This is a genomic window from Parapedobacter defluvii (genome assembly GCF_014642075.1).
In the GTDB taxonomy this organism is placed as follows: Bacteria; Bacteroidota; Bacteroidia; order Sphingobacteriales; family Sphingobacteriaceae; genus Parapedobacter; species Parapedobacter defluvii.
Window position 1 is genome coordinate 22,625 of sequence record NZ_BMIK01000018.1, and the last position, 26,554, is coordinate 49,178.

Genomic DNA, 26,554 nt, shown 5'->3' on the forward strand with positions numbered 1-26,554 from the left:
ATAAACACGACTGCCCGTTGTAAATAGCTCTAACGGGCCAGTCTTAACTTTCAAACAAATAGCATGAGCCAACGAATCAGAATCAAATTGAAATCGTACGATTACAACTTGGTAGACAAATCTGCCGAGAAAATCGTTAAAACTGTAAAACCTACAGGTGCCGTGGTAAGCGGTCCCATTCCCTTGCCTACTGAGAAGAAAGTGTACACTGTTTTGCGTTCACCGCACGTGAACAAAAAAGCCCGTGAGCAGTTCCAACTCTGTGCCTATAAAAGGTTGTTGGACATTTACAGTTCCAATTCAAAAACAGTAGATGCTTTGATGAAGCTTGAATTACCAAGCGGTGTAGAAGTAGAAATCAAAGTGTGATGATTTCATGTTAAAACAGAAATGGCTCGCCGGATCCGGCGAGCCATTTCTGTTTTAAAAAAGGTTTATCTCACTTATAAAGCAAATCCCAAACCTACAGTCCATACGCGATTGGTTTGTTTCGCATCGCCTCCACCATCGGGAGTCAAATCGGTAAGACCTAAGCCGTACCCACCATGAATCATCAGACCGTTGGTCAATTGGAAACCGCCTATGAAATTCAAGCCAAAATCTGTACCTTTTAAGGTACCGTCTTTGCCGAAGTCAAATTCAGTCTGCGCGGATCCCCAATTGGAATCGTATTTATTCTTTCCGGAAATACCAAAAGCCACATACGGTCCGGCACCGATAAAGAAACTACCTGCATTTTGAACCGGAAATTTGGCAACCGCATTCACAGGAACCTCAATCCACATCGTATTCTGCGTCCATTCCAAATTATCATTGTCTACAAACTTAGCACCTTTTCCCTGCAACGACACACCGGGTTGAATATAGAACCAATCGGTTGCAATGGGTGCATCCAAAAAAGCAGTAACGTGAAAATTTGTAGATGATTTGGTTTCAAACGAACTGTTATCGCCGGAAAAATTGTACTTGGGAAAATTCACCCCCGCCTTAATCCCAAATCCCATCGGTTGTCCCTGAGCGAAGGCACCTACTGAAATTCCCACTGCCATTATTGCTAATACTAACTTTTTCATAGTAATTCTCCTCATTTTTAAACTCAATTTAATAGTATCCAAAAAACAATAATCAGATTACAAGATATGCGCCACAGCTTCAAAAATAGCATCAAATAGTTAATTATCAATGAATTAATATAAAAATTTCCACAGAGGAAAAGTGTATGCATTATTATACACTTACCCTAAAGTATACAATGTTTTACACCGATATGCAAATAGGCATTCTTCTTCTTCCGATTGTCAATAATTTATCTTAGCTTTGCAGACCTTTGTAAAAAGGGTCGGGTGGCCGAGTGGCTAGGCAGAGGTCTGCAAAACCTTTTACAGCGGTTCGAATCCGCTTCCGACCTCGTTTAAAAAACAATAAAGATAAAGAAAATGGGAGTTACACGCTTAAAAAGAAAAGACAGAAGGAATAAGGTTGTTGCAAAAAACCAAGTTCAGTTTTTGAAGCTTGGCCGCAATCTCGAAACGGGCAGCCGTTCAAAAATGCCTGCCGGAAGCCAAATTGTCAAGAACAACGAAGTATTGGCTAAGCTGGAAGCCGAATCCAACAAATAACCCTCTGTCGACCGACGGAAGTTTCATAGATTTTTTAATATATCCGCCAAATGGCGGATTTTTTCTTTTGAGGCTTCCCATGCCTCATTGCCCATTCCACTTACTGCTTCATTTACATAGCTCATACCACTGTGTCGAACAACTTTGGCTGATGCATGGAAACTGGTTGCACCCGTTGTGTGCACCATTACCATTATGTTATCGGCATTGATACCCGATCCAGGCATAATTTCAATCCGTCCGCCTGCACGTTCAACCAATTGTTTGATCAATTGAGCCCCTTCCTGCGCTGTATTTCTCATGCCTGAGGTAAGCAGCCGTCTACAGCCGCACGCAATAATGGATTCCAACGCTTCAAATGGTTCTCTGCAAACATCGAAGGCTCGGTGAAACGTTACATACATAGGATGAGCCATTGCAGCTAATTCGGTGGTCCTCTCTTTATCTATACGGCCATCCGCATGCAATAAGCCTATTACCACACCATCACATCCTACCTCCTTACAAAACAGGACATCCGCTTTCATCTCTTCAAACTCGGTATCGGAATACAAAAAATCGCCCGCTCTTGGCCGGATCAGCACGTGCATACCGATGGTCAGTTGCTGGCGTGCGAGCCGGATCTGCCCGGGTGACGGTGTCGTCCCTCCCATTTCTAGGTTTTGACAGAATTCGACACGATGAGCTCCTCCGTCCTGCGCAGCTAAGGCCGACGTAACGGAATTAGCACAAATCTCCAATTGATAAACGTTATGCATTATCCGGATTATGTATGTAAGTGGTCAAAGGTAACAAAAGAGATAGACAAAAAAACGAGATATTATTTGTAATTGGTCTTAATAACACATAGTTTTGTCATCTATTTATAATAAGGCTAAATAAATGGTTCGCTTGTCCGCCATACTCACAGGCATGTTATTCATGACCTTTACGCTGAAAGCGCAAGAAGATGTCCATCCTAAGAGTACAGATTCGTTAAACTACGGAATGCTTGATGAAGTCGTCGTAACGGGCCAATTTGGTCCTAGGTCGGTCAAAAACTCAGTTTACCGCGTACGAACCATTTCTCAACAGCAGATCCAGTTACGAGCTTCCACCACGGTAGAAAATATCCTGAACACACAACTGGGTATCCGGTTTACAAACGATATGGCGCTCGCGGAAACAGATATCAAATTGATGAATATGAGCGGCCAGAATATCAAAGTTCTGGTAGATGGTATTCCGATGCTCGACCGCGGCAGTATCCGCCAAAGCCTCAGCCAAATTGATGTTAACACCATTGAACGCATCGAGATTGTGGAAGGCCCAATGTCTGTGACTTATGGCAGTGACGCACTGGCGGGTGTTATCAATATTATCACCAAATCGGGTGGTCAGCAGAATCTACAAGTATCTGCGAGAATACAGGAAGAAACAGCAGGAGATGAGTACAGTTTCATGCAAAAGAGGGGAACGCATAACGGAAATGCTGCGATCACCTGGCAAAACCAGCATTGGCGCGCAACAGCGAGCGGCACGCAGAATAATTTCGGTGGTTTCCAAGGAACCGGAGAAGGCCGTGCCAAAGAATGGGCACCAAAAGATCAGCTGTTGTTGTCTGGTGCGCTGGGATATCGAAACACCAAAGCCGGCACAAATTACCGGCTTAGCTATCTTGACGAAGACATTGCTAAACGAGGCCCGTTGAATACTTCAAACTATAAGGCGCTTGATCAAAATTATATCACCAAACGATATAACCACAGCCTGCAATCGGATTGGCAGTTTTCAGATCAACTGAATCTATCTGCATCAGCATCCTACCAAGACTATAGGCGTCGAACCCGATCTATCCTCCGCGATTTCCGCAACGGAACATCCGAATTAGCCGATGGAGCGGGGCAACAGGATCTTGTCAAATTCAATTCCGTATTTTTCAGAGGCACCGTTCAGTATCAGTTTTCGGATAAATTGCAATTTCAACCCGGTATCGAAATTAACAGTCAACAGGGTAATGGACAACGCATCTCAGGCGAGCCGCGTATTTCCGATTATGCATTCTTCGTTTCGTCAGAATGGAATCCGTTGTTATGGCTGCATTTACGGCCGGGGTTGCGGTTCACTAAAAATTCAGTATATAACGCCCCTCCGGTAATTCCTTCATTGAATGCAAAGATCAACTTCAGTAATAACTGGGCTATACGTGCGGCTTATGCACGCGGTTTCCGGGCACCTGCACTACGCGAATTATATTTCACATTCTTTGATTCGAATCATTCCATCGAAGGCAATACAGACCTAAAGGCTGAATACTCACACAGCTTTAACGCCTATCTATCATGGGAACCACTTACTGGCCATAGCATCTTGGTCAACAGTACACTAGGCGGTTTTTTTAACCGTTTTGAAAACCTAATTACCATTTCGGGGAAACCGGATGACCCTTCGATCAATACCTACGCCAATATTGATCATTTTAAAACTGCCGGCATCACATGGGAAAATAAGTTGGTTTGGAAAGACCTGGATGCTACTTTCGGTTTCTCTTACATATCGCGGGAAGATGATCTATCCAATACGTTGAGTGACGTACCATCCCTTGTATGGCAACCAGAGGTAAATGCAAATATCTTCTATCAGATTCCAAAATGGGGTTTAGGCATTAACGCGTTTTATAAACTAAACGGAAAGCTATACGACTATATCATTGACGGAAACAATCAATTATTCAAGGCCGCAACGGAGGCCTACCATACGATGGACTTAAGCGTCAACAAGGTATTAATTAAACACTTGACGTTGGTGGGTGGAGTACGAAACCTCTTCGACGTGACACGCATACGAAATACGTCCCCCGGAACCGGTGATGCACATGGCGGAGCTCCCGGTGCAACAGCTATCAGTTACGGACGTTCTTTCTTCCTGGGCATCAACGTACAATGGTCCAAATAAGTTATGTCAGCAATTTTGTATCTCAAATAAATAACAAAAACATGAAAACAAAAACACATCTTTTCAAATACCTGGCCTTTGCAATCGGTGCAGCAGTCTTTTTTACGTCATGCTCGGACGACGAGGAGACAATTCCTGACATTCCACCATCTGAAGGCACCGAACTTACGCTCAACGGTGGCGTAGGCGGAAGCGCAGCCCAAAACATCGTTTTTGTGGATCTCAGCGCAGCTAAGCAAGATTCTGCTAAGCGGGAATCGTGGGATCTTGGCTTTTATTGCGGAAACGATTTTCGGGTAATTCTGAATAGTTCGAAAGGTGCAATTACTGCCCTAAATACACAGGAAACCGACATTAATGCGGTGACACCTGCCAAAGTAGATGTCAATGAACTCGCGCTGGGATTAAATTACGAAACGTATGAATTTATCGGATCATTTGATTTGATTGACGACACCACCGGAAACCTCAACAATACGGCAATTGATGCGATCTCGACTGGAGAGAATCCGGTGTACATCGTAAACACCGTAGGTGGTGCTACGGTTGACCCTGCAAATGTCTGGAAAGTAAAAATCAGCCAATCCACGAATGGATATTCAGTGCAGTATGCGAAATTGGATGCAACCAACGTCCAAACCATTGAAATACAGAAAGACAGTGAATACAACTTTAAACACTTCTCGTTTACCGGGGGCATTGTCAATGTAGAACCGCCAAAAACGGAATGGGATTTCTCCTGGGGATATACCATATATTTCACCATGTTGGGCACGGACCCCGTGCCATATAATAATTCAGATTTTATCAAACTTAACACGTTAAATGGTGTACAAGGTGCCATGGTAAAGGAAACAGACATCGCTTATGCAAGTTTCAGCGAAGCCAACATCTCTTCCATATCCTTTTCGGGCAACCAGAATGTAATTGGTGCAAATTGGCGTACCGTTCCTTCACCGACACCAGGTGTTGAAGCCGGCACAAAAAAAGACCGCTACTATGTAATTAAAGATGTAGCCGGAAATATTTATAAGTTGAAATTCAATAGTTTTACAGCGGAAGATGCCGGCAAGCGCGGATATCCCGAATTGGAATATCAACTGGTAAAACGTGGATAGTTTTCACCGATCCGTATATATATTTATTCCATTCAAATGCAGCCCGGATACGGTAGCTGCATTTGATGCATATCGACACTTACATGAATACTAACGTCCTTATTGCGGGAGTCATATTTTTTGCGGTTGCCTTTATGGCCTGCAACATCTCCCATACAACGGAATCCGGTCTGTCGGATTCTACAAAAATTGTCTCCACGAATGGAACACTTTCCGAAATCCTCGTTGGCTTGGGGTTTGAAGATAACATTGTCGGGGTAGATGTAGCGAGCACTTACCCTGCCCGCCTTCAACAAAAACCCAAAATCGGACACAACCGGGATATTTCTGCCGAAGGTGTGTTGGCATTGGATCCGGACCTGGTTGTTGGCATTTCTGATGTTGTAAAACCCCAGGTAGCCGAACAAATCCAGGCTACTGGCACCAAATTTTTACTCTTTGAGCATGAATATTCTAAGGAAGGCGCCAAACGGCTAATCCGGACAGTAGCCGATAGCCTTGGGCAAGCGGCAAAAGGCGATTCGCTTCTTCGGGAATTGGAAGCCGATCTTGCACATGTGGATTCCCTGACTGCTAACGCACAAGGCAAGCCCAAAGTCCTGTTTATTTACGCCCGTGGAACGGGCACTATGATGGTAGCCGGTCAACGGACACAGCTGGATGAAATAATTCAATTAGCGGGCGGGATCAATGCTGTACAGGGATTTGAGGATTTCAAACCATTAACGTCCGAAGCAGTTATTGCCGCAAATCCGGACGTGATCTTACTGTTTGACAGCGGATTGTCCAGCTTGGGTGGCATTGATGGACTGCTGCAGGTACAAGGCATTAGTGAGACGAATGCCGGAAAAAACAGGAAAGTGGTTGAAATGGATGGTCAATTCCTTACCGGTTTCGGCCCGCGTTTGGGCAAGGCAGTTATCGAGTTAGCAGAGAAAATACATTGAAAAACTACGGTCTTATACTTGTTTTACTCCTACTATTACTGTTCGGGGCATGCGTGTTATCCGTATGCATAGGTGCTGTTAAAATAAGTGCTTCGGAACTGTGGTCCATTATTGCACACCATAGCGGATTAAGTACATCCGGCAATTTTACCCGTCAGCAGGAAGCCGTATTACTCAACATCCGTCTGCCACGTGTCCTTTTGGGAGCAGTTGTAGGTGGTGTGTTAGCCATCGCGGGCTCCGCCTTGCAAGGCTTGTTCCGTAACCCACTGGCAGAGCCCGGGCTGATTGGAATTTCCTCCGGAGCTTCCCTATTCGCCGTAATGATGATCGTTTTGGAACATCGGTACTTCAGTTTCATGACCGCTGCATTGGGTTATCACGCACTAGCTATTGCCGCTTTTATTGGTGCCTGCATTACTACATTTGCCGTATACCGCTTAGCAGTTGGCAACGGAAAGGCAGACATCACCACATTGCTGCTGGCAGGCATTGCTATTAACGCGTTGGCGGGGTCGTTCACCGGGTTGCTGACTTATATGGCTACGGATGACCAGTTGCGTAACATTACCTTTTGGACATTGGGAAGTCTAGGGGGAGCCAGCTGGCAGACTCTCACCGGTGTCCTGCCGTTTGCAACGGTTTCGCTGGTTGTGTTACCTTTTTTTAGCAAGTCGCTGAATGCACTTGCATTGGGCGAATCACAGGCTGGACATATGGGCATCAACGTAACGGTATTAAAAAGACTGATCATCGTGATGGCAACATTGGGGGTCGGTGCATCAGTAGCCATATCCGGTATGATTGGCTTTGTTGGCCTGGTAATTCCACATATCCTACGGATGGCATTTTCGGCAGACCACCGGCTGGTCGTACCTGGATCCGCTTTGTTGGGAGCTTCTGTACTGGTCTTGGCCGACCTGGTTGCGCGCACCCTATTCGCTCCAGCCGAATTACCGATTGGCATACTGACCGCCATTATAGGGGCCCCGGTATTTATTTACATCATCTTAATCGAACGAAGAAAACGTGGAGGTATTTATTGATTTAGTATCGTTAAAAATAACTAACTTTATCTCCTGCATATTCGTTATTTGAATATAAATGATCGAAGTCAGAAACATACATTATGCTGTTGGTGCTGCAAAACTAGTTGAGAATATAAGTTTCGATGTGCAGCCGGGCGAAATGTTGGCTGTCATCGGTGCCAACGGGGCCGGAAAAAGTACCCTGCTCAAACTCTTGTGTAAGGAGATTTCCCCCACTAAAGGAGACATCTATATCCGTAAACGGTCCATTGAAACATACAAATTAGATGCACTCGCCAAATTTCGGGCGGTTTTGGCACAGATCAATACGCTTTCCATTTCTTTCAAAGTGCATGAACTGGTCATGATGGGTCGATATCCGCATTTCGTCCACAAACCCACGGAAGATGACCTCCGGATCGTCAAAACCGCAATGGAAGAGACTGGCATAACCGAGTTTGCCAACCGTGACTATAACACCCTTTCGGGGGGCGAGCAGCAACGGGTTCAGCTAGCCCGTGTCATCGCCCAGATCTATGACCAGCCCAAGGGCTTGCTTTTCCTGGACGAACCTACCAATGGGCTGGACTTGCTCTATCAACAGCAGATTCTTTCCTTAGCCCGAGGCCTTGCCAACCGTGGCTATTGCGTAATCAGCATCCTGCATGACATTAATTTTGCATCGCGTTACGCAGATAAGATAATGATCTTGAAAAAGGGAAAGCGCGTCGCCTTTGGAAAACCACAGGAGGTTATTACCTGCGAAAATATCCACGAAGCATTTAACATTCAGGTACGGCTGTTTCACGACGATGAATTTAAGTGCCCACTGGTAATTCCGTCAATGACTTTATCTGAACAGACAATAAGTAAATAACATTAACATGGAAAATACAACGATATCGCTCAAGGAGCAATACCAACAATTCAAAAACGAAAATCCAAAAGTACGTATCCGCGATGCTGCTAAACAATTAGGTGTTTCTGAGGCAGATTTAGTAGCCATAGGCGATTCCAACATAAGGTTAAGACCTGAGTTTAAAGAAATACTTAACGAGATCAGCACATTGGGGCATGTTATGGCCCTTACGCGTAATGACTATGCCGTTCATGAACGGCAAGGCACTTATACCAAGGCCTCTTTCAATGGTCACGTCGGTTTGGTGGCCAATCCCGATATCGATCTCCGATTGTTTATGAACGCTTGGCACTTTGGCTTTTCGGTACAAGAAGGTGACCGTCGCAGTTTCCAGTTCTTTGACAAAGATGGCAAAGCTGTGCACAAAATTTATCTTACCGAACAAAGTGATGTTCAGGCTTATGAGACACTGATTGCAACCTACAGGGCCCCCGAACAAGATGTGCCGCTGCAAACCGAAGAGATAGACAAATCCATTTCCGAAAGTCCGGACAGCGAGATTAATGTCGCCGGTTTCCAGCAGGCATGGATGGATCTAAAAGATACCCATCATTTCTTCGGCATGTTACGCGAATTTGGAGTCTCTCGACTTCAAGCTATGCGATTGGCCCCAAAAGAGTATGCCGTACAGATTTCCGTTCCTTCACTAAAGCGAATACTCGAAGGAGTATCGGAACGTGATCTGGAAATCATGGTATTTATTGGTAGCCGCGGTTGCATTCAGATTCATACCGGAAAAGCGAAGAAATTACTACAAACAGGCCCCTGGTTCAATATCCTAGATCCTGAATTCAACATGCACCTCCGCGAAGACGCTATTGAAAGTGTTTGGTTGGTTAAAAAACCAACGAAAGATGGTATTGTAACCAGTCTTGAAGCATTCGATGCTGACGGTAATATCATCGCACAATTCTTTGGCAAACGTAAGCCAGGGATTCCAGAACGTGAAGACTGGCGTCAGGTAGTAGCAGATTATACTATAAACGTATAGAAAAAAACACATTGATAATCAACAAATTAATTCATTGATTGAATTTTATTTATAATCTTTCTAAATAATTTATATCTTTGAAGCGTCAGGAAAGAAATGTGTCCTCGAATCAAAGGTCTATATATGGTTTGTTTTATATAGTTGTTTAGTTTAGTTAGTAGAAACCCCGCTGATGTGAATCACCGGGGTTTTATTAATGTGTTTTAGTTTTAAAGTATCTGCGCTGAAAAACCTTCCAAGATACGATTCTCATCTGGTTCTGACTCAAAAAGGTTCTCGATGCGAAATGCTAAGGCACCATAGATTTCCAGGCTGCTTTGCTTTTTATCATCGATCGCAGCTAGCTTCTGCTGACCTTCATTTAAAACCCGTTCAAAAGCCACTTGATATTCTTTTTTAATCGGCTCAGACGGTGGGAACACTTGAGCTAATGCATCTACCTGCCTACCGTTTTTCCAAAAACGGTAGCATACATGGGGTCCCGTTGCCAATCCTGTACTGCCAACATATCCAATTACCTGCCCCTGAGACACCCGCTGTCCTTTTCTCACCGCCCGTTTGCTCATATGCAGGTATTGGGTAGTATACACATTATCATGTTGAATTTTAACATAATTCCCATTACCTCCTCCGTATTGAGACTCAATTACCACACCCGCCGCGGTTGCCACAATCGGCGTACCATGAGGTGCAGCGAAATCTGTTCCAAGATGAGCCTTCCATCGACGTTGGACCGGATGAAACCTCCGCATGGTAAAGCGGGACGATATACGGCTATACTTCAAGGGTGCCTTCAGGAATGTCCGTCGGAGGCTCTTCCCGTTTTCATCGTAATATGCGCCCGGTTGCCCATCATTCGGCTCAAAATAAAATGCACGGTATTCTTTTCCGCCGTGGCCAAATACCGCTGATTGAATTCTGCCCGGACCTATTGGATTACCTTCAACGTACTTCCGTTCGTATACCAGCTTAAACCAATCACCCCGATTGATTCGATAAAAGTTAACGGCCCATCCGTATATCTCTGCTAATTGAACCGCCAAATCAGGACTAGCACCATTTGCTTCCAGTGTCTCATATAAGGAACTTTGAATGGCACCTGACACTGTTTCAATTTTAGTGTCCACAGCCTTCTGAGCTTTCCGGACAGAAATACTATCCCTTAAATCATATACCACATAGTCGATTGGATTGGGTTGATATACAAAATATGCGGCTTTACCTGTAGCATCTGTAAAAACTGTATAATCGTGTCCTGCCCCAATCTTACGTACGTCATATATTGACTTGGACTTATCTGCTAGGATTGAAATGGTTGGAAGGTCCACATGATACCGTTGGAGAATGTCTGACAAGAACTCGTTGCGCTTTACGGCGCTAGTTTCAATGGTATATCCTGTTATGGGTAAACCGTACAGTAAGCTAGCACTTACTTCGTGCTCAGCAATGTGGGGTGCCGTGGGCGATAGGTCTTCGGATTTAGTATCAAAAGACGAAAGAAAAATGAAACTGGCACCCAATACAATCACAACCAGCACAACCAGTGCAAGTACATTCTTTTTAAAAATCATTTCTTACTATAGGTAGTTCGCGTACTCAAAAGTTGATCCCGTGACTAATTTGAATTGGTTGACGGCTCGATTCCTACCGCCAGCACTTCTCATACATAATTAGTAATTGTGCAAATAAAGCAATTTATTTGAATACCTTACTTTTTTTAACATTTTTTTACACTTCGAACCCGTCTTATAGACCGATAAAATCTTATTTGTTTAGTGTAAATTAACAGTATATATAAATTCAATAATTATTTGGTTAATAATAAAATATAAAATTTAATTAAAGTTAGCATAGCAACTTTATACAAATCATACAACCTATTGTGAATCAACTGATAAATCTATACTTGCAGAAAATTATCTTCTGGTCAGCAACTTGTTAAGTACGGGCAATTTTAGCTATTCAAAAAAGATGACGCTAATTGTCTTTTCGTAACAATCCATCACCTGCTTGTTATCCACGGAATGGGAAGTGAACCCCTACTTCCCTACAGTTTTACTGATAGACGAAAATAGAAAAATATAGATCCTGATGAATACTTCCGCCGGTTGAATGCTCTCGGGGATACGCTTGGATGGCGGAGGAGTAATCCCCTGTCAGCTGCTGCTTCCTCTAACGGTTGGGAGTTTAAGTCAACACTAAATCGCTGCGACAAGCACAAGATAGAAACGAAAGAAAAGAAGAAATTAGGCATAAAAAAAGCCGCCTATTGAAGGCGGCTTTTTATCGTAAGCTAAAGAGGATTATTAAAATCTTTTCGATTTAATACGTGCCGCTTTGCCGGTAAGTCCACGTAAGTAATATAATTTTGAACGACGTACTTTTCCGTAGCTGTTTATTTCAATCTTCTCGATATTAGGTGAGTTAATTGGGAAAATACGCTCCACGCCTACACCGTTGGAAATTTTACGCACCGTGAAGGTTTGGTTGACTCCCACACTATTACGCTGAATGACAACACCTTGATAAATCTGAATACGCTCTTTATTCCCTTCGCGAATTTTATAGTGAACGCTAACGGTATCCCCAGCCTTAAATGCGGGAACCTCATTTTTCGTTACCGCTTGCTCTTCTACAAATTTTACTAAATCCATGATTTTGAGTAATTAATGACGATTATTATCCCGTAAAAATCGAGCTGCAATATTAGTGATTATTTTTTGAATACGGAAGTTGTTTTTAAAAAAAGAATTTGAAAGGTTTTTTGGAATTTAGATTTAATTTTTACCTTTGCAAACCCTTACGGGAACAGGGGGTGTAGCGTAGCCCGGTATCGCGTCCCGACTATGAGTCGGGAAGGTCGAAAGTCCGAGGCCTCCTTTAAACCGGCAAAAAATAAAGTTCGGGGTGTAGCGTAGCCCGGTATCGCGCCTGCTTTGGGAGCAGGAGGTCGTAGGTTCGAATCCTGCCACCCCGACAACATGGGTGTCAAAAGACACCAAAAATCCTCTAAATGAATCATTTAGGGGATTTTTTATTTTTACCCTGTATCAGTCTGGGGCAAAGGATAGCAAGGTGTTTTTACCCTATTCTTAACCCCGTTTCAAATACGTAGCTTTAACTTTTTTTGGGTATAAATAACTGTTTTTCAGTTGTTTAAATTTATTTTGATGCCTTTTGGTGCGTTTTGGTTTTGCCCGTCAATTCCAGCGACCGGGGGGCAGGGAAAAAAGAAAGGTAAAAGCTATGGTTACCCAAAACACTTTCGGAGTGTCCTTTTTCATCAAAAAGGACAAAGAGAGCAACGGCACAGCGCCGCTTTTCGCTCGAATCACGGTCAACAGTCTATCCACGCAGTTGTCGCTCAAAAGGCGCGTCGCAATTTCGGCTTGGCACCAGAAAGAGCAGCGGCTTGACGGCAATGAACAGGAGGACGTGGACACAAGGGAAAAGATGCGCCAGGTGCGCAACGGCCTCAACTCGGCCTACGACGACCTCGTTTACCGCTACAAGGCGGCAACGGCAGAGGAAGTAAAGGCCAAATACGAGGGGGGCGACGAGGAAGCCCATACGCTCCTATGGCTCATTAACTACCACGAAACGGAAATCGGCCCGACGCTCGAAGAGGGTACGATGAAAAACTACCGCTCAACCAAGAAATTCGTCAAGGAGTTCCTGCAAAAGAAAATGAAACGAGAAGATATCTCATTGGCGCGGCTTACGCCAAGGTTCATTGCCGAGTTCGACCTTTACCTGCGTCTAAAGAAACCCGAAAAAGGGCAGAAGAAATGTACGCACAACACGGTGATGAAGCACATGGAGCGGCTCAGGAAGATAATAACCATCGCACTGAAAAACGGATGGATGCCAGCCAACCCCTACGAGGGTTACGAGTACTACATCATCCCAAAGGACAGGGATTGCCTCGACGCGAACGAATTGGAACGTTTCAGGAATGTCAGGGCTGAACAGCCAAGCCATGTCATCGTCAGGGATATGTTCGTGTTCAGTTGCTACACGGGACTTGCCTATGCCGAAATCACCGCTTTGACCAGAGCGGATATTAAAAAGGACAAAGACGGAGAATGGTGGATAACGATGGTGCGCAAAAAGACCGTGAAATCAACGGAAAGGAAATTCCACATCCTGATGCTACCCGAAGCGGTGGAACTGATGGAAAAATACTGGAACCATCCGGCTGCCCTGAACAACGGAACGGTATTCCCACGCTACACCAACCAGACGATGAACCGTATTTTGAAAATCCTTGCGAAAGCCGCCAAGATAACCAAAAAGGTCACGTACCATTTAGCAAGGCATACGTTCGCCACCACCGTGACACTCGAAAACGGCGTGCCGATAGAAACGGTAAGTCACATGCTCGGACACGGCAGTATCCGGACAACGCAGATATACGCAAAAGTAAAGGTCAAAAAAGTGAGCAACGATATGAAAGCACTCAAAGGGAAAATGCACCCGCGAACGTTACAGGCGACGGGGTAACAATAAACGTCCTGCCCCATTATATTTTTGGGTAGTACCCAAAAGTCACCAAAGCGCACCAATCCGTATCGCCAGTATTGCATGAAAAAGCAATACTATGGCAACGGTAGAATTTGTAACGAAAGAGGATTTGGAGCAATTCAAGCGGGAATTATTCGCTGAATTGTGTAGGCCGATGTACAGGCCGCAAAAACCAAAAGAACAGAAGGAGTGGCTAAAAAGCTATGAGGTACGCAAGCTGTTGGGTATATCGCCCGGTACACTCCAAAGTTTAAGACGCAAAGGCACCCTGCGTTTTAGTAAAGTGGGAGGACTGATGTTTTACCGATACGAGGATGTGATAGAGATGATGAATCAAAGTAAAAAGTAAAAGTGCGTTTTTGCATTATATATTTTGCTTGATAACAAGAAAATTAATTTGAGAAATTGGAAAATGTTAACTACCTTTGTTAACACAACAAAATAATTGTGTTTATGATTCCTGATTTTACGCATGGCTCGGGACTAATATGGCCAGTGTTACCGCCGGGCATTTGGGATGCGAGCATTCTTGATATTGAAAGAAGATTTGCAATAAACGAAAGAAGAATATATTTATTCGATGGACTAAAGGCCGCACTCCAAAATTTGTTTGAGGCTGGAAGTCCCCAAGTTTTCTTAGACGGGAGTTATGTGACGGAAAAACCTCTGCCTAATGATTATGAGCTGTGTTGGGATACCGATAACGTAGACCCGAATATTTTGGATCCTGTGTTTTTGACATTCGAGCACGGAAGAAAAGAGCAGAAGGAAAAATATTTTGGCGAATTTTTTCCAACGTTAATGATAGAGGGTAATTCGGGGAAGCCCTTTCTTGATTTTTTTCAGATAGATAAGATTTCTGGTATGAGGAAAGGAATAGTAAGGTTGCAAAATTACTTAAAATAAGGGGGAATGATGATTACCAACGACAGACAATATAAGATTTCCAAGTCTCAAATTGAAAATTTTCAGACTGCGCTTGATGCATTTTCCGTTGCATCTGAAAATGCGGAAAATACCCATCCTAAAATACTTGAAGCGTATAAATCAGCAATCGAGTCACAACTCAATGATTTATTGGAAGAAGTAAGGGAATACGAAGACTTAAAGGCTGGACGTGTGGTTATGGCCGAAATCCATGACCTTTCAGGCTTGCCGTTAGCATTAATAAAATCGAGGATTGCTAATGGCCTTACCCAAGCTGAACTTGCGGAGAAACTTGGAGTTAAAATGCAGCAGATTCAAAAGTACGAGGCTGAACGATATAGCTCGGCAAGCCTAAAGACACTGTTGAAGATAGCTTCGGCTTTAGGAGTAAAAGTGAGTGCGGATGTACAACTGACGGATATGCCCCAACGGGAGAAATTTGACATAAAGAATTATCCGTTCAAACAGATGTATCAACGTAATTGGTTTAGTGGTTTTGTCGGTTCTCTGAATGATGCGACGATACATGCCCAAACTTTGCTGGAGAATCTCTACAAGTCAGCAGATATGGAATTTACCCCCCACGCTTTAACAAAGAAATCGGTTAGGACGGACGGAAAATTTAATGATTTTGCGTTAGATGCCTGGTATGCGAGAGTTATATCTAAGGCTAAAACTCAAAAAGTTTCCAGAAAATATGCAAGTGATATAATAAATGAAGATTGGTTGAGTAAACTCAGAGAATTGAGCAAAGAAGCTAATGGGCCATTATTGGCCGCAGAATATTTAAGAGAAAGCGGAATAAGATTTATCATAGAACAATCTCTTGAAGGAACGTATCTCGATGGAGCGGCAATGACCTTTGAAAATGATTCGCCGATTATAGCTATGACACTCAGATATGATCGGCTTGATAATTTTTGGTTTGTACTTTTCCACGAAATTGCCCATATATACCTCCATTTAAATGATACGGTCAATGTAATCTTTGACGATCTCGATGCCAATGTCGATGGAATAGAAAAAGAGGCTGATGATTATGCGTTGAATGCCCTAATATCAAATGACTTATGGAAGAAATCGTTAATCCGATTTAACCCTACGGAGAAAGGAATCATTAATTTGGCTAATTCCTTGAATATTAATCCTGCGCTAATCGCTGGTCGGTTAAGAAAAGAAAGAAATTCATTTTTTATATTCAATGAATTAATAGGACAAGGAAAAGTGAGAAAGTGCTTTATAAACGCGATAAATTATTGAATTATGAACCCTGAATTCTATTTACCAATATTAAAATCAAAAGAGGGGGAATTCACAGCCCTTTTTAAATTGGATAAATTTACCAAAAAGCATATATGTCCTCTTTTCGAAATTAGTAATTTGGAATACGACAATGAGAGCAAGAAAAATCCCAAAACCCTCGAAGAACACCTTCATGGTTTTTGCCTTAAAAAATTCATAAAAAAATGGTGTTCAAGTAACTCGTTCGTTGATACTTATCAGTTGAGAGGGCAATTCGTTAATGGAATAACCCCGTTGGAGTATATATATGAACAGATAGCAAAGAAACTTCTTATACCGTTGTTTCCGATGCCTATTGCTCATATTAATGACAATGTCCAAACTATGAATGGTCTAATCAGTGTTATTAAGAAGCACGGAATTAAAGAAATTGGCATAAGGCTTAAAATTGAAGATGCAATGGATATTACATTGGCTAATAAGCTGGATGGGTTATTGAAAAGGTTAGAGTTAAATTGCGAGAGTTGCCACCTCATTTTTGATTTGGCAAGCTCTGATTCTTCCCAACCTACCGATTTTTCCCAACCTATGGATTTTTCAGCAGGGATTATTGCATTACTTGAAACCTTTCCCAACTTCCATGCTTGGAAATCCTTCACAATATGTGGGGGAGCTTTCCCTCGTTCTGATTTATTGAAGAAAGGTTTGAATATTGTAACAAGGTTAGATTGGGAATTATATAGACACATTGAAGAAGGGCTGCGCCAGACTGACTATGCTCGCAAAATAAATTTTGGTGATTATAGCATCGTTACGCCAGGGCATTTTGAATTTGATCCGAGGAAGATGAAACGGAGTGCAAACATAAGATATACGACGGGGGGGAATTGGCTTATTATAAAGGGTTCCGCTTTGAGCAAGCCAGACGATTTTAAACAGTATATTTCACAGGCTGGAGAAATTTGCACTTCAGAATACTATCTCGGAGAATCATATTCTGAAGGAGATTTATATATCAGAAAATGCTACTTAGGCGATGCTAAACCTGGGAATCCGACTGTATGGAACTGGGTTGGCAATAACCATCATTTCACAAAGGTAGTTGCCGATTTATTCTCCACCCCTGTCTATTCTTGAGGATACCAAGCGTAATGTTGCCAAGGGTGTTAATATCGCATTTTTCAGCAAGCAGGGTATACAATTTATCCCTTGTCCAACTTTGTTTCGGTTCACAATCAAAATAGTCTTCCAGTATTTTAATTACTTCCTCTTTCCATAATAATTGAGCCATGCTGTAAGCATTTTTACGATCGTTTACTTCCGATTTACGTAAACAGTTGAAGTTATATAATCCCTTGTCTTCCTGTTCTATCAAATAAATTCCCCACCACTTCGGAACCTTTTCCAAGATTTTATTCAGATGCCGCTTTCCTGTTATAATATATGCCTTGTCAAAAATTTCACTGTAAACACCTACTTGGGGAATCAGACGGCTTAAATTATCTCGATCTGTTTTGATTTCATAGCCAATAAGGCTTCCGTTGAGAACTGCAATATCCGCGCGAATTGCACCATTTTTTAGTCCAAGTTCATCTATCACAAAAGTATCCTGATCAAGATGAGCCGTTTTTAAAATGGTGGTATGAAATGCCGTTCTAATAATGCTATCCCTCATAATAAGCGAAAGTAATACAAATATACATTATCGCAAACAAAATAATGGGTAAAAAAGCTAACTATATTAGTTTTTCTTATATTCAACATATACATAGCGACAATTTTATTTATGGTATCATAAATACTATCAAGAAAGTATTTCGCATTTTTACCGGACAAAAACTTGAAATAATGGCTGAGCAGACTAACAAAAGTCTTTTGGAATTGATAAAAAGTGTATCTATACCTGAAATAATAAAAAATAATGCAATTATTGCTTTGGCCAACGGTCTTGGCAAGATAATTTCCAGTGGTGCAGAAATTCCAGTTGCTTATTTTGAACGTATATCGCAAAACATTAAGGCTAAGGGGAATGCTGAAGTCAAAATGATTAATGCTGCTGCCGAATCTGCTACTAAGTTATTTCATACGGATAATGACTTAGCTAATGTTGCTTTAGAGCATTTTGGCCGTAATATAATAAAGCAATATTTAAACCGTCAGCAAGTGGCCCAAAAGACAATCGAGAATCTACAAACCATTAATCCTGATAGCGATTCTACCCGAACAATAGATAACGATTGGTTAACCCAATTCTGGAATTTATCGGAAACAAAAACACAGGAAGATGTTCAAGAAATATTATCAAAGATTCTTACAAAGGAAATTGTAAACCCGGGAAGTATAAGCCCTTATACTCTTCAACTTCTTTCTATTTTAACATCAGATATAGGCAATTCATTTCAGCGACTCTGCAATTTATCAATTGACGATGGCAGAAGTTGCTACATTATTCATCCAAACGTTTTTCCATTTCAGAATATCGGGCCATTGGAAGATTATGAAATTTCCTATGATGACTTATTCGATTTAGATGGCTTGCGACTTATTAGATCTGCTGAAGCATTACGCGTGAATTATGGACAGCTCCCTGATTCAATGGTCGAGATTATAAATTACGCTGGAATTGAAGCCAAAATAAACTTCTCGGAAAAACAAGTATGCTTAATTCAACTTACAAAAAGTGGTCGAGAACTTCGTAATCTACTGAGTTTAACTGAAAACAAGAAATATACGTTGCGTTTACAAGAGCTATTAAAGGACGCATTCGAAGTTGTCGGTTAACGGTTTCAAATTTTGAATCAAGATGGAGACGATTGACTTGAAACTATGCTAAAGTAAATTTAAAGCAGATATAGGAATAACACCGTGATTTTCTGTCAACGGAGCATTTTCCATTTTATCTGCACCTGTAACCGCAACACCTATGACCTTATTGCCTTCACCAATGATTGGTCCACCACTATTTCCTCCAATAAGAGGAGTATTTACAAGCATACGTCGGATTGAAGATGCCATCCTAAAACCTACTATCAGGCCTGGTGAAAAGATTCCAGTGTCGCCATAGTTATGATTTGGAAAGCCCGCCACAGCCATGTGGTCGTTTAACTTAACCTTGTCGCTATCTCCGATTTGTAGACCGTCTTCCAAGGCAAGACCATCCGCTTGAATTATTGCTAAGTCAATAACTTCATTTTTTTTAAAGATTTTGACTGGATATTTATTTTTTAAATCATCAGCTTTAAAAACATAACTATCATCAACGACGGTATGTTCACAAGTAACTAAACCGTAGTTTGCTAAATGAAAACAAGTGCCTTGTATCCCACTCATAGATTCAATGACATAGATATTATTTAGAATTTTTTGTATGTCATAGTTAGGCGGTGTAGGGATTGCTGCCAATACCCTACTTTGATTTCTACGCCACATTTCTGGATGCACATATCTTCGTAAATAATCTAATATTACATCCTGTATATGATGGAAACTTAGGCTATTGTTAGTAAAACGACTTACATAGGTGAACTTGTCAAACAGGTACGAATCGCTTCCAAGTGCTTCTACAATTTGCGGAATATCAGGATAGGCGATTTTATCGACCAATTGCCTTGCTTTTGTGACCATATCATCGTCGTCCACCTTGCCTACATTAACCGTTCCGCTTGCGTGGTAAGACTCATGTATTATCGCTAAATAACATGATTCGTCGAAGTATACTTGGGCATACCACAATTTCTGTACAAATGAGTGTAGGCTAATCCATTCAGATGGTCCTCTCCTAATCAAGCCATCCATGAACTGCATAATTCTAACGGCGGTCATTGCATTAACCGGATGCTTACTAAACTCCAAGTCCGGTATATATTCCTCGTAACGCATCATTTTTCCTATATATTATAGCCACTAATATAACCATAAATATGATTGATCTTCTTACTCAAAATAATGACTTAACGAAAACATAGAGGTCTTCCTCTGGCTCCTTGGAATATTCAAACTTTTCACGGTACTCCCCAAAAGTACCCAATTTCCCCCATTCCGGCTGCGCAATTTTGACTCAACAAAATTAGGATAGCCATGAACAACCACGCACGTAAACGCAACAGAGGCAACCGCCATCCAGCAAACAGTTTCGCACTCAAATTCAGACGAAAGAAAGACACACCACGCCAACGCATCCGGCAGGTACTCCGCGCATCCATACCACTCCCCGATGTGGAAAAGATTGACCTAACGGACACACCGGAACTGCCATAATACGCAGACCAAAAAGCAATGCACAAACAGCCTGTTCCGGCACTTGCGTTAGGGAGCGGTGGCCCCCCGCGTGGGGGGAGCAAGATGTATTTTTGTCCACAAAAATTCTTGCCGACCCATTGTCGGGACAGTCGCTTCGGAACTCGCAACTGTCCGGAACATCCCCCAAAAGGCAATGACATGGGAAGAAAAAAAGCACATGACCAAGATGGTTTACTGAAACATTTCATCCGTACAAGGGTGGACGGAAAAACCTACCGTCGGCTTGAAAAACTGGTCAGGGAAAGTGATTGCCAAAGCATCGCCGAAGTGGCAAGGAAGATCCTCTCCAGCGAGCGGATTAATTATTTGCACCGCGACATCTCGCTCAGTGGCCCCATGGAGGAAATGGCACTGATACGCAAGGAAATCAAGGCCATCGGTATCAACATCAATCAGCAAACCCACCGTTTCCACCTCAGTGAAAACGACAGTGAGCGGATTTTCCATCACATCAGGACGACCGACGAATACAAATGCATCGAACCCAAGATAGATAAACTCCTTGCACTCATCTCAAAACTGGCGAAGCTATGGTTGCAAAAATCATAAGCGGAAAAGACATCGGTGGTGTGCTGCATTATAACGAGCATAAGGTAGAGGAAGGAGTGGCACGGCTCATCCTCGCAAGCGGCTTTGCGGGGGAAATAGCGGATATGGACATGCAGCAGAAAAAGCAGCGATTCGAGCATCTCACCATGCTCAACGGCAGGGTAAAAACCAATACGCTGCATATATCGCTCAATTTCGACCCCGCCGAAAAAATCAACGACGAAAAAATGCAGCAGATAGCCATCGACTACATGGAACGTATCGACTTTGGCGACCAACCCTATATCGTCTACCGCCACCACGATGCGGCCCATCCACACATCCATATCGCCACGGTAAACATCCAGCCGAACGGAAAACGCATTGACATCCATAACATCGGGCGTACCAAGTCGGAAGAAGCAAGGCAGGAAATCGAAGAAAAATACAAACTCGTCAAAGCGCGGGGGCGAGAGCAAGAGCAAGGTTATGGCATCAAACCCGTGGAAATTGAAAAGGCCATTTACGGCAAATCCCAAACCAAGCGGGCCATCACCAATGTTGTGGGTGCCGTGGTGAAAGAATATAGCTTTACCAGCCTTGCCGAACTCAATGCCGCGCTCAGCCAGTACAACGTCGTGGCACACCGTGGAAATGAAAGCTCTCGCATGTACGAAAGGGGTGGCCTGCAATTCTCACTTACCGATGAAAACGGCAAACGGATAGGCATTCCCATCAAGGCCAGTGCCCTATACGGGAAACCCACCTTGGCCAATCTTGAAAAGCGATTCGAGCGCAACGCTGAAAATCGCAAGCGACACAAAGATAGCCTTAAGCAGCACATCGACAAGGCGATGGAAAGCCACACCCAATTCACCGACCCCACGTTCATCAACGAATTGGCAAAACAGGGCATCCATGCGGTCTTCCGGCAAAGCGAACAAGGGCAGCTATACGGCATCACCTATGTGGACAACGTAAACAAAACCATATTCAATGGCAGTGACCTTGGAAAAGAATACGGTGCCAAATCCATATCCGGCACTTTCGGCCCCAAGGACATCCCCAACGGCACGAAACAGAAACTGATCCCAAAAGCCAAGACAACATTGCCACGTCCACGCCTGGGGACGTTCCTGCACCATGTAAAAAGCCCAACCAACTATCTGAAAGCCGCACTGGAAATGAGCCGTCCGCAAAAATATGGAACGGGCGACGGTAAAGACCTACTCGAAACTCTACTTGGCAAAACCACACCCGACTATGCGCCCCGCATCCCCAAAAAGAAGAAGAAAAAGGGCAGACGAATATCCAGATAACCCAAACCCCATTGAAACATGCAAACCGGAGAAGACATCCAATCCCTGCGTAAAATCGCAGACCTCAGCAGGTTAATAAGCATAGCGGTATTGGGTATCCATACCTACCTTATCTGTTACCCCGTATTCCGGTATTGGGGATTCACAGCGGAAATAGCGGACACCCTTTTGGCAAACCTCCTCACAACGGGCCTGTTCGACGGTACGACCAAACCCAAGCTCGCAGCACTGGTTTTCCTTGCCATATCCCTATTGGGTATAAAAGGCCGCAAAGATGAAAAAGTCGGTTGGCGTGGCATCGCCGTCCATATCGCCATTGGCGTGGTGTGCTACTTCGCCAGCGTCCTCACATTGCGCCTACCTTTCCAAGCCGATACCCTTGCCGTTTGCTATATCGGTACCGTTGCAACGGGCTACCTACTCACGCTCGTGGGCGGCACCCACCTATCCCGTCTTGTCAAATTCGCCCTGCAAAACGACCCGTTCAATACGGACAATGAAACCTTCCCGCAGGAAGAAAAACTGCTGGAAAACGAATACTCCATAAATCTTCCGGCCAAGTACAGTCTCAAAGGCAAGTTACGCGACAGTTGGCTAAATTTTATCAACCCATTTCGCGGCCTTCTCGTGATCGGGACCCCCGGTGCAGGAAAATCATATTTCGTGATACGCCATATCATCGACCAGCACATACGCAAAGGGTTTACGATGTTCGTCTACGATTTCAAGTATCCAGACCTCACACGCATTACCTATAACAAGCTACTGCAATACCGGAAGAAATATCACGTAACCCCAAAATTCTACATCGTTAACTTTGACAACCTGAACCAAACACACCGATGCAACCCACTCGACCCACAGAGCATGACAGACATCACCGATGCCACCGAAGCCAGCCGGACGATCATGCTCGGCCTCAACAGGTCCTGGTCGACCAAAATCGGGGATTTTTTCGTGGAATCACCAATCAATTTCCTGACCGCCATCATCTGGTACCTGCGGAAATACAAGGACGGCATATACTGCACACTGCCGCACGCACTGGAACTGATGCAGGTTGACTACGACCCGCTTTTTGCGGTACTAAGCCGGCAAGAAGAAATAAAGGCTTTAATCAGTCCCTTTTTGCTGGCCTACCAAAATCAGGCAAAAGAGCAACTTGAGGGGCAGATTGCGTCGGCCAAAATCGGACTTGGACGTTTGTCCTCACCCCAATTGTATTGGGTATTGAGCGGCAATGATTTCACGCTCGACATCAACAATCCCAAATCCCCCAAAATCCTTTGCCTTGGCAACAACCCCCAAAAAATACAGATTTACGGGGCGGTGTTGTCGTTGTATGTTTCCCGCATGTTTAAGCTGGTGAACAGGAAAGACCAGCAGAAATGTTCCCTATTGTTCGACGAATTTCCCACGATTTACGTGGGCGGCACGTCGGGTTCGGGCATCGACGGACTTCTGGCCACTGCAAGGTCAAATTTAGCCGCAATCACCCTGGCAGTCCAGAATCAGGAACAGGTAAAGCGGGATTACGGCAGGGAAACAGCCGATGTCATATTCAGTGTAGTCGGCAACATCATCAGTGGCCAAGCCACCGGAGAGACGGCAAAGTCGCTTTCAGAAACGTTCGGCAAAATCGCACAGGAGCGTACCAGCAGTACCCTGAGCAGCAGCGATACCACATTCACCAAATCCACGCAGTTGGACTATGCCATCCCCGCATCCAAAATATCGACGCTTTCTTCCGGTACGTTCGTAGGCATGGTGGCCGACAATCCCGAAGAAAAGATTCCCCAAAAGATATTCCATGCCGAAATACAAAACGACCATGCCGCCATTGCAGCGGAAGAAGCGGCTTACAGACCTATCCCAAAGGTTGCTTCCATCACGGAAGAAGACGTGCGGGAAAATTACCTCAAAATCAAGCATGACATACAAAGCTTGATGGTAGATGAATTACAAAAAATCGAAGCGGAAATGGAAACCGCAGAAAATGGTGAGAAACTTACGCCAGCACCCCAACAGAAAAAAAGAAGGAAACGCAGTGCGAAAACGCCAGCCACCGGAAGCGGTAGGCAACGCCCGTCGATACCGCGTCAAAGCAAAAAGAACACCGGAAAGCGGAATACAAACAGTCGTCCCACATCCATGTGAAAACAATCAAATTACATGTCGCTATTTTTTTAGAGATATTCCGATTTACTTCACCCGTTTCAGCCTGCCCTTTCCGGTCTGATTGGGAACCATCAGCGGTACCCTTTCCACGGTCACAAAACTGGAATCCAGTCCGAACCCTTTTTCTTCGGAAAGGCTGAAGGTCCGCAACATGCTGTATCCATCGAGTACGATGCGTTCCGGAAAGTTGAATTCCGAGGATCCGGACAGCACACGCTCCAGTACCACGAACCGGAAATCTCCGTCCAGTTTGTGTCGGCGTAGCGTCTCAAAATTACTCTTAATATCCGCTTCGCCGTTTTCGACAAGATTCTCCACGACTTCACGGAATAATATACTGATGCGCTGTTCGTCACGGAAACCCAGCCGGAAATCGATCCGGATCACCTTACCCGGAACCAAGTGGGTCACTTCATATTCACCCGTGTAGGGCGAATCCGTCACATCGACATGTACCAGCCAGTACACATCCGCCCGTTTGGGCTTTTTCCGGATGATGGAATAGATGATACTTTCCTCGATCTCTGACTCGAAATTTGCACTGGTGAGGTAGACGAGTTGGGAGGCGTAAAGCGGGATGGAGGTATCCCCGCCGATTTCGGAGATGATCGGGAGGTATTTCCCGATATCCACGAACCGGGTATGCCGGTTCTTGATCTTCCGTGCCCACCACCAGCACAGCATCACCGTGAACACCACGGCCGTAATCAGCAGGGTGAGCCAGCCACCGTGTGAGAATTTCGATACATTGCCCACGAAAAAGACAATCTCGATGAGCAGATAGACTACGAGGAAGCCGAAAGCTAGGACCTTTGACACACGTCGCTGCAGAAGGAAAACCGTCATCATTAAGGTGGTAACAATGAAGCTGATATTGATGGCCAGTCCGTATGCGGCTTCCATGCGGGCCGATTCACGGAATACCAGGATGACCAGTACACAGCCCATCAGCAGTATCCAGTTCGCCGACGGTACATACAATTGACCTTTCAGCATGTTGGGATGCACAATCCGCACTTTGGGCCAAAGGTTCAGCCGCACGGCCTCGGATACCAGCGTGAACGCGCCGGAAATCATGGCTTGGCTGGCAATGACGGCGGCTATGGTGGCGGTGGAAATACCGTAGGGCAAGAACCATGCAGGCATCACCGCATAAAACGGATTGCTGCCGTCAAGTATGCCGCCTTCGTGGCCGAGCAGCCAGGCACCCTGCCCGAAATAGTTAAGCAGCAGGCAGGCTTTCACGAATATCCAGGAGATACGGATGTTTTTCAGGCCGCAGTGGCCGAGGTCGGAATACAGTGCTTCAGCGCCGGTGGTGCAGAGAAATACCGCACCGATGATCAGCAGCGCATTGGGATGGGTTGCAATCGTCTGTATGGCATAATGCGGGCTTATTGCCCTTAATACCGAAAAATCACCCGCGAGATGGGCTAGGCCCAACACGGCCAGCATCGAAAACCAGAGCAACATGATCGGTCCGAACAGCCGGCCGACAATGGCGGTACCGAAACGCTGCAGGGAAAATAGCGCAAGGACGATAACCAGAACGATGGGCACGGTCTGCAGGTGGGGAAAAAAAATATCCAGCCCCTCAATGGCCGAGGATATCGTGATCGCTGGTGTAATCATTCCGTCAGCCAATAGGGCAGCACCCCCGAGCATAGCCGGGAAAACGACCCAAAGCCCCCGTTTCCGTACCAACGAGAACAGCGAAAGAATGCCCCCTTCACCCTTGTTATCGGCACGGAGGGTAATGATAACATATTTGATGGTGGTCTGCAATGTCAATGTCCAGAAGATACAGGACAATCCTCCGTATACCAAGTCAGCACTGATCGCTTCCTGCCCGACGATTGCCTTGAAAACGTAAAGCGGTGAGGTACCGATGTCACCATAGATGATACCCAGTGCCACAAGCAGCCCTGCTGCCGTGAGTGGGTGGGTGTGTGAATGTTGTCTCATGATGCCTGATAAGAAT

25 protein-coding genes and 2 tRNA genes are annotated in these 26,554 nt (G+C 44.2%); 20 read left to right on the forward strand and 7 right to left on the reverse strand.

Annotation, left to right across the window (positions count from 1 at the left end):
• Positions 1 to 63 precede the first annotated feature (63 nt).
• The gene (gene rpsJ / locus IEX60_RS19330) at positions 64 to 369 is read left to right on the forward strand and encodes a 30S ribosomal protein S10 (protein ID WP_090632042.1); all 306 of its coding nucleotides are present in this window, start codon (positions 64 to 66) and stop codon (positions 367 to 369) included.
• A 74-nt stretch (positions 370 to 443) separates the two neighbouring features.
• On the opposite strand, the gene IEX60_RS19335 is transcribed toward rpsJ, so the two are convergent.
• Complete coding sequence (locus IEX60_RS19335; RefSeq protein ID WP_188753060.1) at positions 444 to 1,073, reverse strand: porin family protein; 630 nt, start codon at positions 1,071 to 1,073, stop codon at positions 444 to 446.
• A gap of 264 nt (positions 1,074 to 1,337) precedes the next feature.
• Here IEX60_RS19335 and IEX60_RS19340 point away from each other — a divergent pair.
• Both IEX60_RS19340 and IEX60_RS19345 read left to right on the forward strand, forming a co-directional pair.
• Positions 1,338 to 1,408, forward strand: a tRNA-Cys gene (locus IEX60_RS19340).
• Between the two features lie 28 nt (positions 1,409 to 1,436).
• Positions 1,437 to 1,619 carry a spore protein gene (locus IEX60_RS19345; RefSeq protein WP_188753061.1) on the forward strand — a complete coding sequence of 61 codons (183 nt, stop codon included), beginning with the start codon at positions 1,437 to 1,439 and terminating at the stop codon, positions 1,617 to 1,619.
• A 23-nt stretch (positions 1,620 to 1,642) separates the two neighbouring features.
• Here the strand turns inward: IEX60_RS19345 and IEX60_RS19350 are convergent, their stop codons facing one another.
• Positions 1,643 to 2,377 carry a copper homeostasis protein CutC gene (locus tag IEX60_RS19350; RefSeq protein WP_188753062.1) on the reverse strand — a complete coding sequence of 245 codons (735 nt, stop codon included), beginning with the start codon at positions 2,375 to 2,377 and terminating at the stop codon, positions 1,643 to 1,645.
• A gap of 124 nt (positions 2,378 to 2,501) precedes the next feature.
• On the opposite strand from IEX60_RS19350, the gene IEX60_RS19355 reads away from it, so the two are divergent.
• The 6 genes from IEX60_RS19355 to IEX60_RS19380 all read left to right on the forward strand — a co-directional run bounded on the left by IEX60_RS19355 (position 2,502) and on the right by IEX60_RS19380 (position 9,556).
• Positions 2,502 to 4,553: a TonB-dependent receptor plug domain-containing protein gene (locus IEX60_RS19355; protein ID WP_229717656.1), complete on the forward strand. Its 2,052-nt coding sequence runs from the start codon at positions 2,502 to 2,504 to the stop codon at positions 4,551 to 4,553.
• 41 nt (positions 4,554 to 4,594) lie between these two features.
• Positions 4,595 to 5,671, forward strand: coding sequence for an HmuY family protein (locus IEX60_RS19360; protein ID WP_188753063.1), 1,077 nt, complete (start codon positions 4,595 to 4,597; stop codon positions 5,669 to 5,671).
• An 83-nt stretch (positions 5,672 to 5,754) separates the two neighbouring features.
• Positions 5,755 to 6,618: a heme/hemin ABC transporter substrate-binding protein gene (locus IEX60_RS19365; protein ID WP_188753064.1), complete on the forward strand. Its 864-nt coding sequence runs from the start codon at positions 5,755 to 5,757 to the stop codon at positions 6,616 to 6,618.
• Positions 6,615 to 7,664, forward strand: coding sequence for a FecCD family ABC transporter permease (locus IEX60_RS19370; protein WP_229717657.1), 1,050 nt, complete (start codon positions 6,615 to 6,617; stop codon positions 7,662 to 7,664). The genes IEX60_RS19365 and IEX60_RS19370 overlap by 4 nt, the downstream gene beginning before the upstream one ends.
• A gap of 58 nt (positions 7,665 to 7,722) precedes the next feature.
• Positions 7,723 to 8,523 (forward strand): heme ABC transporter ATP-binding protein, encoded by an 801-nt coding sequence (locus tag IEX60_RS19375; RefSeq protein WP_188753065.1) that lies wholly within the window; start codon positions 7,723 to 7,725, stop codon positions 8,521 to 8,523.
• Positions 8,524 to 8,530: 7 nt separating this feature from the next.
• A complete protein-coding gene (locus IEX60_RS19380; RefSeq protein WP_188753066.1) occupies positions 8,531 to 9,556 on the forward strand; it encodes a hemin-degrading factor in 1,026 nt (341 codons plus the stop codon).
• A 209-nt stretch (positions 9,557 to 9,765) separates the two neighbouring features.
• Here the strand turns inward: IEX60_RS19380 and IEX60_RS19385 are convergent, their stop codons facing one another.
• Both IEX60_RS19385 and rplS read right to left on the reverse strand, forming a co-directional pair.
• Positions 9,766 to 11,127 (reverse strand): M23 family metallopeptidase, encoded by a 1,362-nt coding sequence (locus tag IEX60_RS19385; RefSeq protein ID WP_188753067.1) that lies wholly within the window; start codon positions 11,125 to 11,127, stop codon positions 9,766 to 9,768.
• Between the two features lie 735 nt (positions 11,128 to 11,862).
• On the reverse strand, positions 11,863 to 12,210 hold the full coding sequence (rplS, locus tag IEX60_RS19390) for a 50S ribosomal protein L19 (RefSeq protein WP_188753068.1): 348 nt from the start codon (positions 12,208 to 12,210) through the stop codon (positions 11,863 to 11,865).
• Between the two features lie 249 nt (positions 12,211 to 12,459).
• On the opposite strand from rplS, the gene IEX60_RS19395 reads away from it, so the two are divergent.
• From IEX60_RS19395 to IEX60_RS19420, 6 genes are all read left to right on the forward strand, one after another.
• Positions 12,460 to 12,533, forward strand: a tRNA-Pro gene (locus IEX60_RS19395).
• Between the two features lie 269 nt (positions 12,534 to 12,802).
• Entirely contained in the window at positions 12,803 to 14,059 is a 1,257-nt protein-coding gene (locus IEX60_RS19400; protein ID WP_188753069.1) for a site-specific integrase, read from the forward strand.
• Positions 14,060 to 14,156: 97 nt separating this feature from the next.
• The gene (locus IEX60_RS19405; RefSeq protein ID WP_188753070.1) at positions 14,157 to 14,429 is read left to right on the forward strand and encodes a helix-turn-helix domain-containing protein; all 273 of its coding nucleotides are present in this window, start codon (positions 14,157 to 14,159) and stop codon (positions 14,427 to 14,429) included.
• A 104-nt stretch (positions 14,430 to 14,533) separates the two neighbouring features.
• Complete coding sequence (locus tag IEX60_RS19410) at positions 14,534 to 14,986, forward strand: DUF6932 family protein (protein WP_188753071.1); 453 nt, start codon at positions 14,534 to 14,536, stop codon at positions 14,984 to 14,986.
• A gap of 6 nt (positions 14,987 to 14,992) precedes the next feature.
• On the forward strand, positions 14,993 to 16,267 hold the full coding sequence (locus IEX60_RS19415; RefSeq protein WP_188753072.1) for an XRE family transcriptional regulator: 1,275 nt from the start codon (positions 14,993 to 14,995) through the stop codon (positions 16,265 to 16,267).
• Positions 16,268 to 16,270: 3 nt separating this feature from the next.
• Positions 16,271 to 17,386: a beta family protein gene (locus IEX60_RS19420; protein ID WP_188753073.1), complete on the forward strand. Its 1,116-nt coding sequence runs from the start codon at positions 16,271 to 16,273 to the stop codon at positions 17,384 to 17,386.
• On the opposite strand, the gene IEX60_RS19425 is transcribed toward IEX60_RS19420, so the two are convergent.
• Entirely contained in the window at positions 17,340 to 17,924 is a 585-nt protein-coding gene (locus IEX60_RS19425; RefSeq protein ID WP_188753074.1) for a sce7726 family protein, read from the reverse strand. The two genes, IEX60_RS19420 and IEX60_RS19425, sit on opposite strands and share 47 nt — an antisense overlap.
• Positions 17,925 to 17,968: 44 nt before the next feature.
• Between IEX60_RS19425 and IEX60_RS19430 the strand changes: the two genes are divergently transcribed.
• Positions 17,969 to 19,030 (forward strand): DUF2806 domain-containing protein, encoded by a 1,062-nt coding sequence (locus IEX60_RS19430; RefSeq protein ID WP_188753075.1) that lies wholly within the window; start codon positions 17,969 to 17,971, stop codon positions 19,028 to 19,030.
• Positions 19,031 to 19,078: 48 nt separating this feature from the next.
• Here IEX60_RS19430 and IEX60_RS19435 read toward each other — a convergent pair whose 3' ends face one another.
• A complete protein-coding gene (locus IEX60_RS19435) occupies positions 19,079 to 20,131 on the reverse strand; it encodes a S1 family peptidase (RefSeq protein WP_188753076.1) in 1,053 nt (350 codons plus the stop codon).
• Between the two features lie 195 nt (positions 20,132 to 20,326).
• On the opposite strand from IEX60_RS19435, the gene IEX60_RS19440 reads away from it, so the two are divergent.
• From IEX60_RS19440 to mobC, 4 genes are all read left to right on the forward strand, one after another.
• Positions 20,327 to 20,506 carry a hypothetical protein gene (locus tag IEX60_RS19440; RefSeq protein ID WP_188753077.1) on the forward strand — a complete coding sequence of 60 codons (180 nt, stop codon included), beginning with the start codon at positions 20,327 to 20,329 and terminating at the stop codon, positions 20,504 to 20,506.
• A gap of 180 nt (positions 20,507 to 20,686) precedes the next feature.
• Positions 20,687 to 21,097 carry a mobilization protein gene (locus tag IEX60_RS19445; RefSeq protein ID WP_188753078.1) on the forward strand — a complete coding sequence of 137 codons (411 nt, stop codon included), beginning with the start codon at positions 20,687 to 20,689 and terminating at the stop codon, positions 21,095 to 21,097.
• Positions 21,079 to 22,395 carry a relaxase/mobilization nuclease domain-containing protein gene (locus IEX60_RS19450; RefSeq protein WP_188753079.1) on the forward strand — a complete coding sequence of 439 codons (1,317 nt, stop codon included), beginning with the start codon at positions 21,079 to 21,081 and terminating at the stop codon, positions 22,393 to 22,395. Before IEX60_RS19445 ends, IEX60_RS19450 begins: the two co-directional genes overlap by 19 nt.
• Positions 22,396 to 22,413: 18 nt before the next feature.
• Positions 22,414 to 24,552, forward strand: coding sequence for a conjugal transfer protein MobC (gene mobC, locus IEX60_RS19455; protein WP_188753080.1), 2,139 nt, complete (start codon positions 22,414 to 22,416; stop codon positions 24,550 to 24,552).
• A 45-nt stretch (positions 24,553 to 24,597) separates the two neighbouring features.
• Here mobC and IEX60_RS19460 read toward each other — a convergent pair whose 3' ends face one another.
• Complete coding sequence (locus IEX60_RS19460; RefSeq protein ID WP_188753081.1) at positions 24,598 to 26,538, reverse strand: KUP/HAK/KT family potassium transporter; 1,941 nt, start codon at positions 26,536 to 26,538, stop codon at positions 24,598 to 24,600.
• Positions 26,539 to 26,554 lie beyond the last annotated feature (16 nt).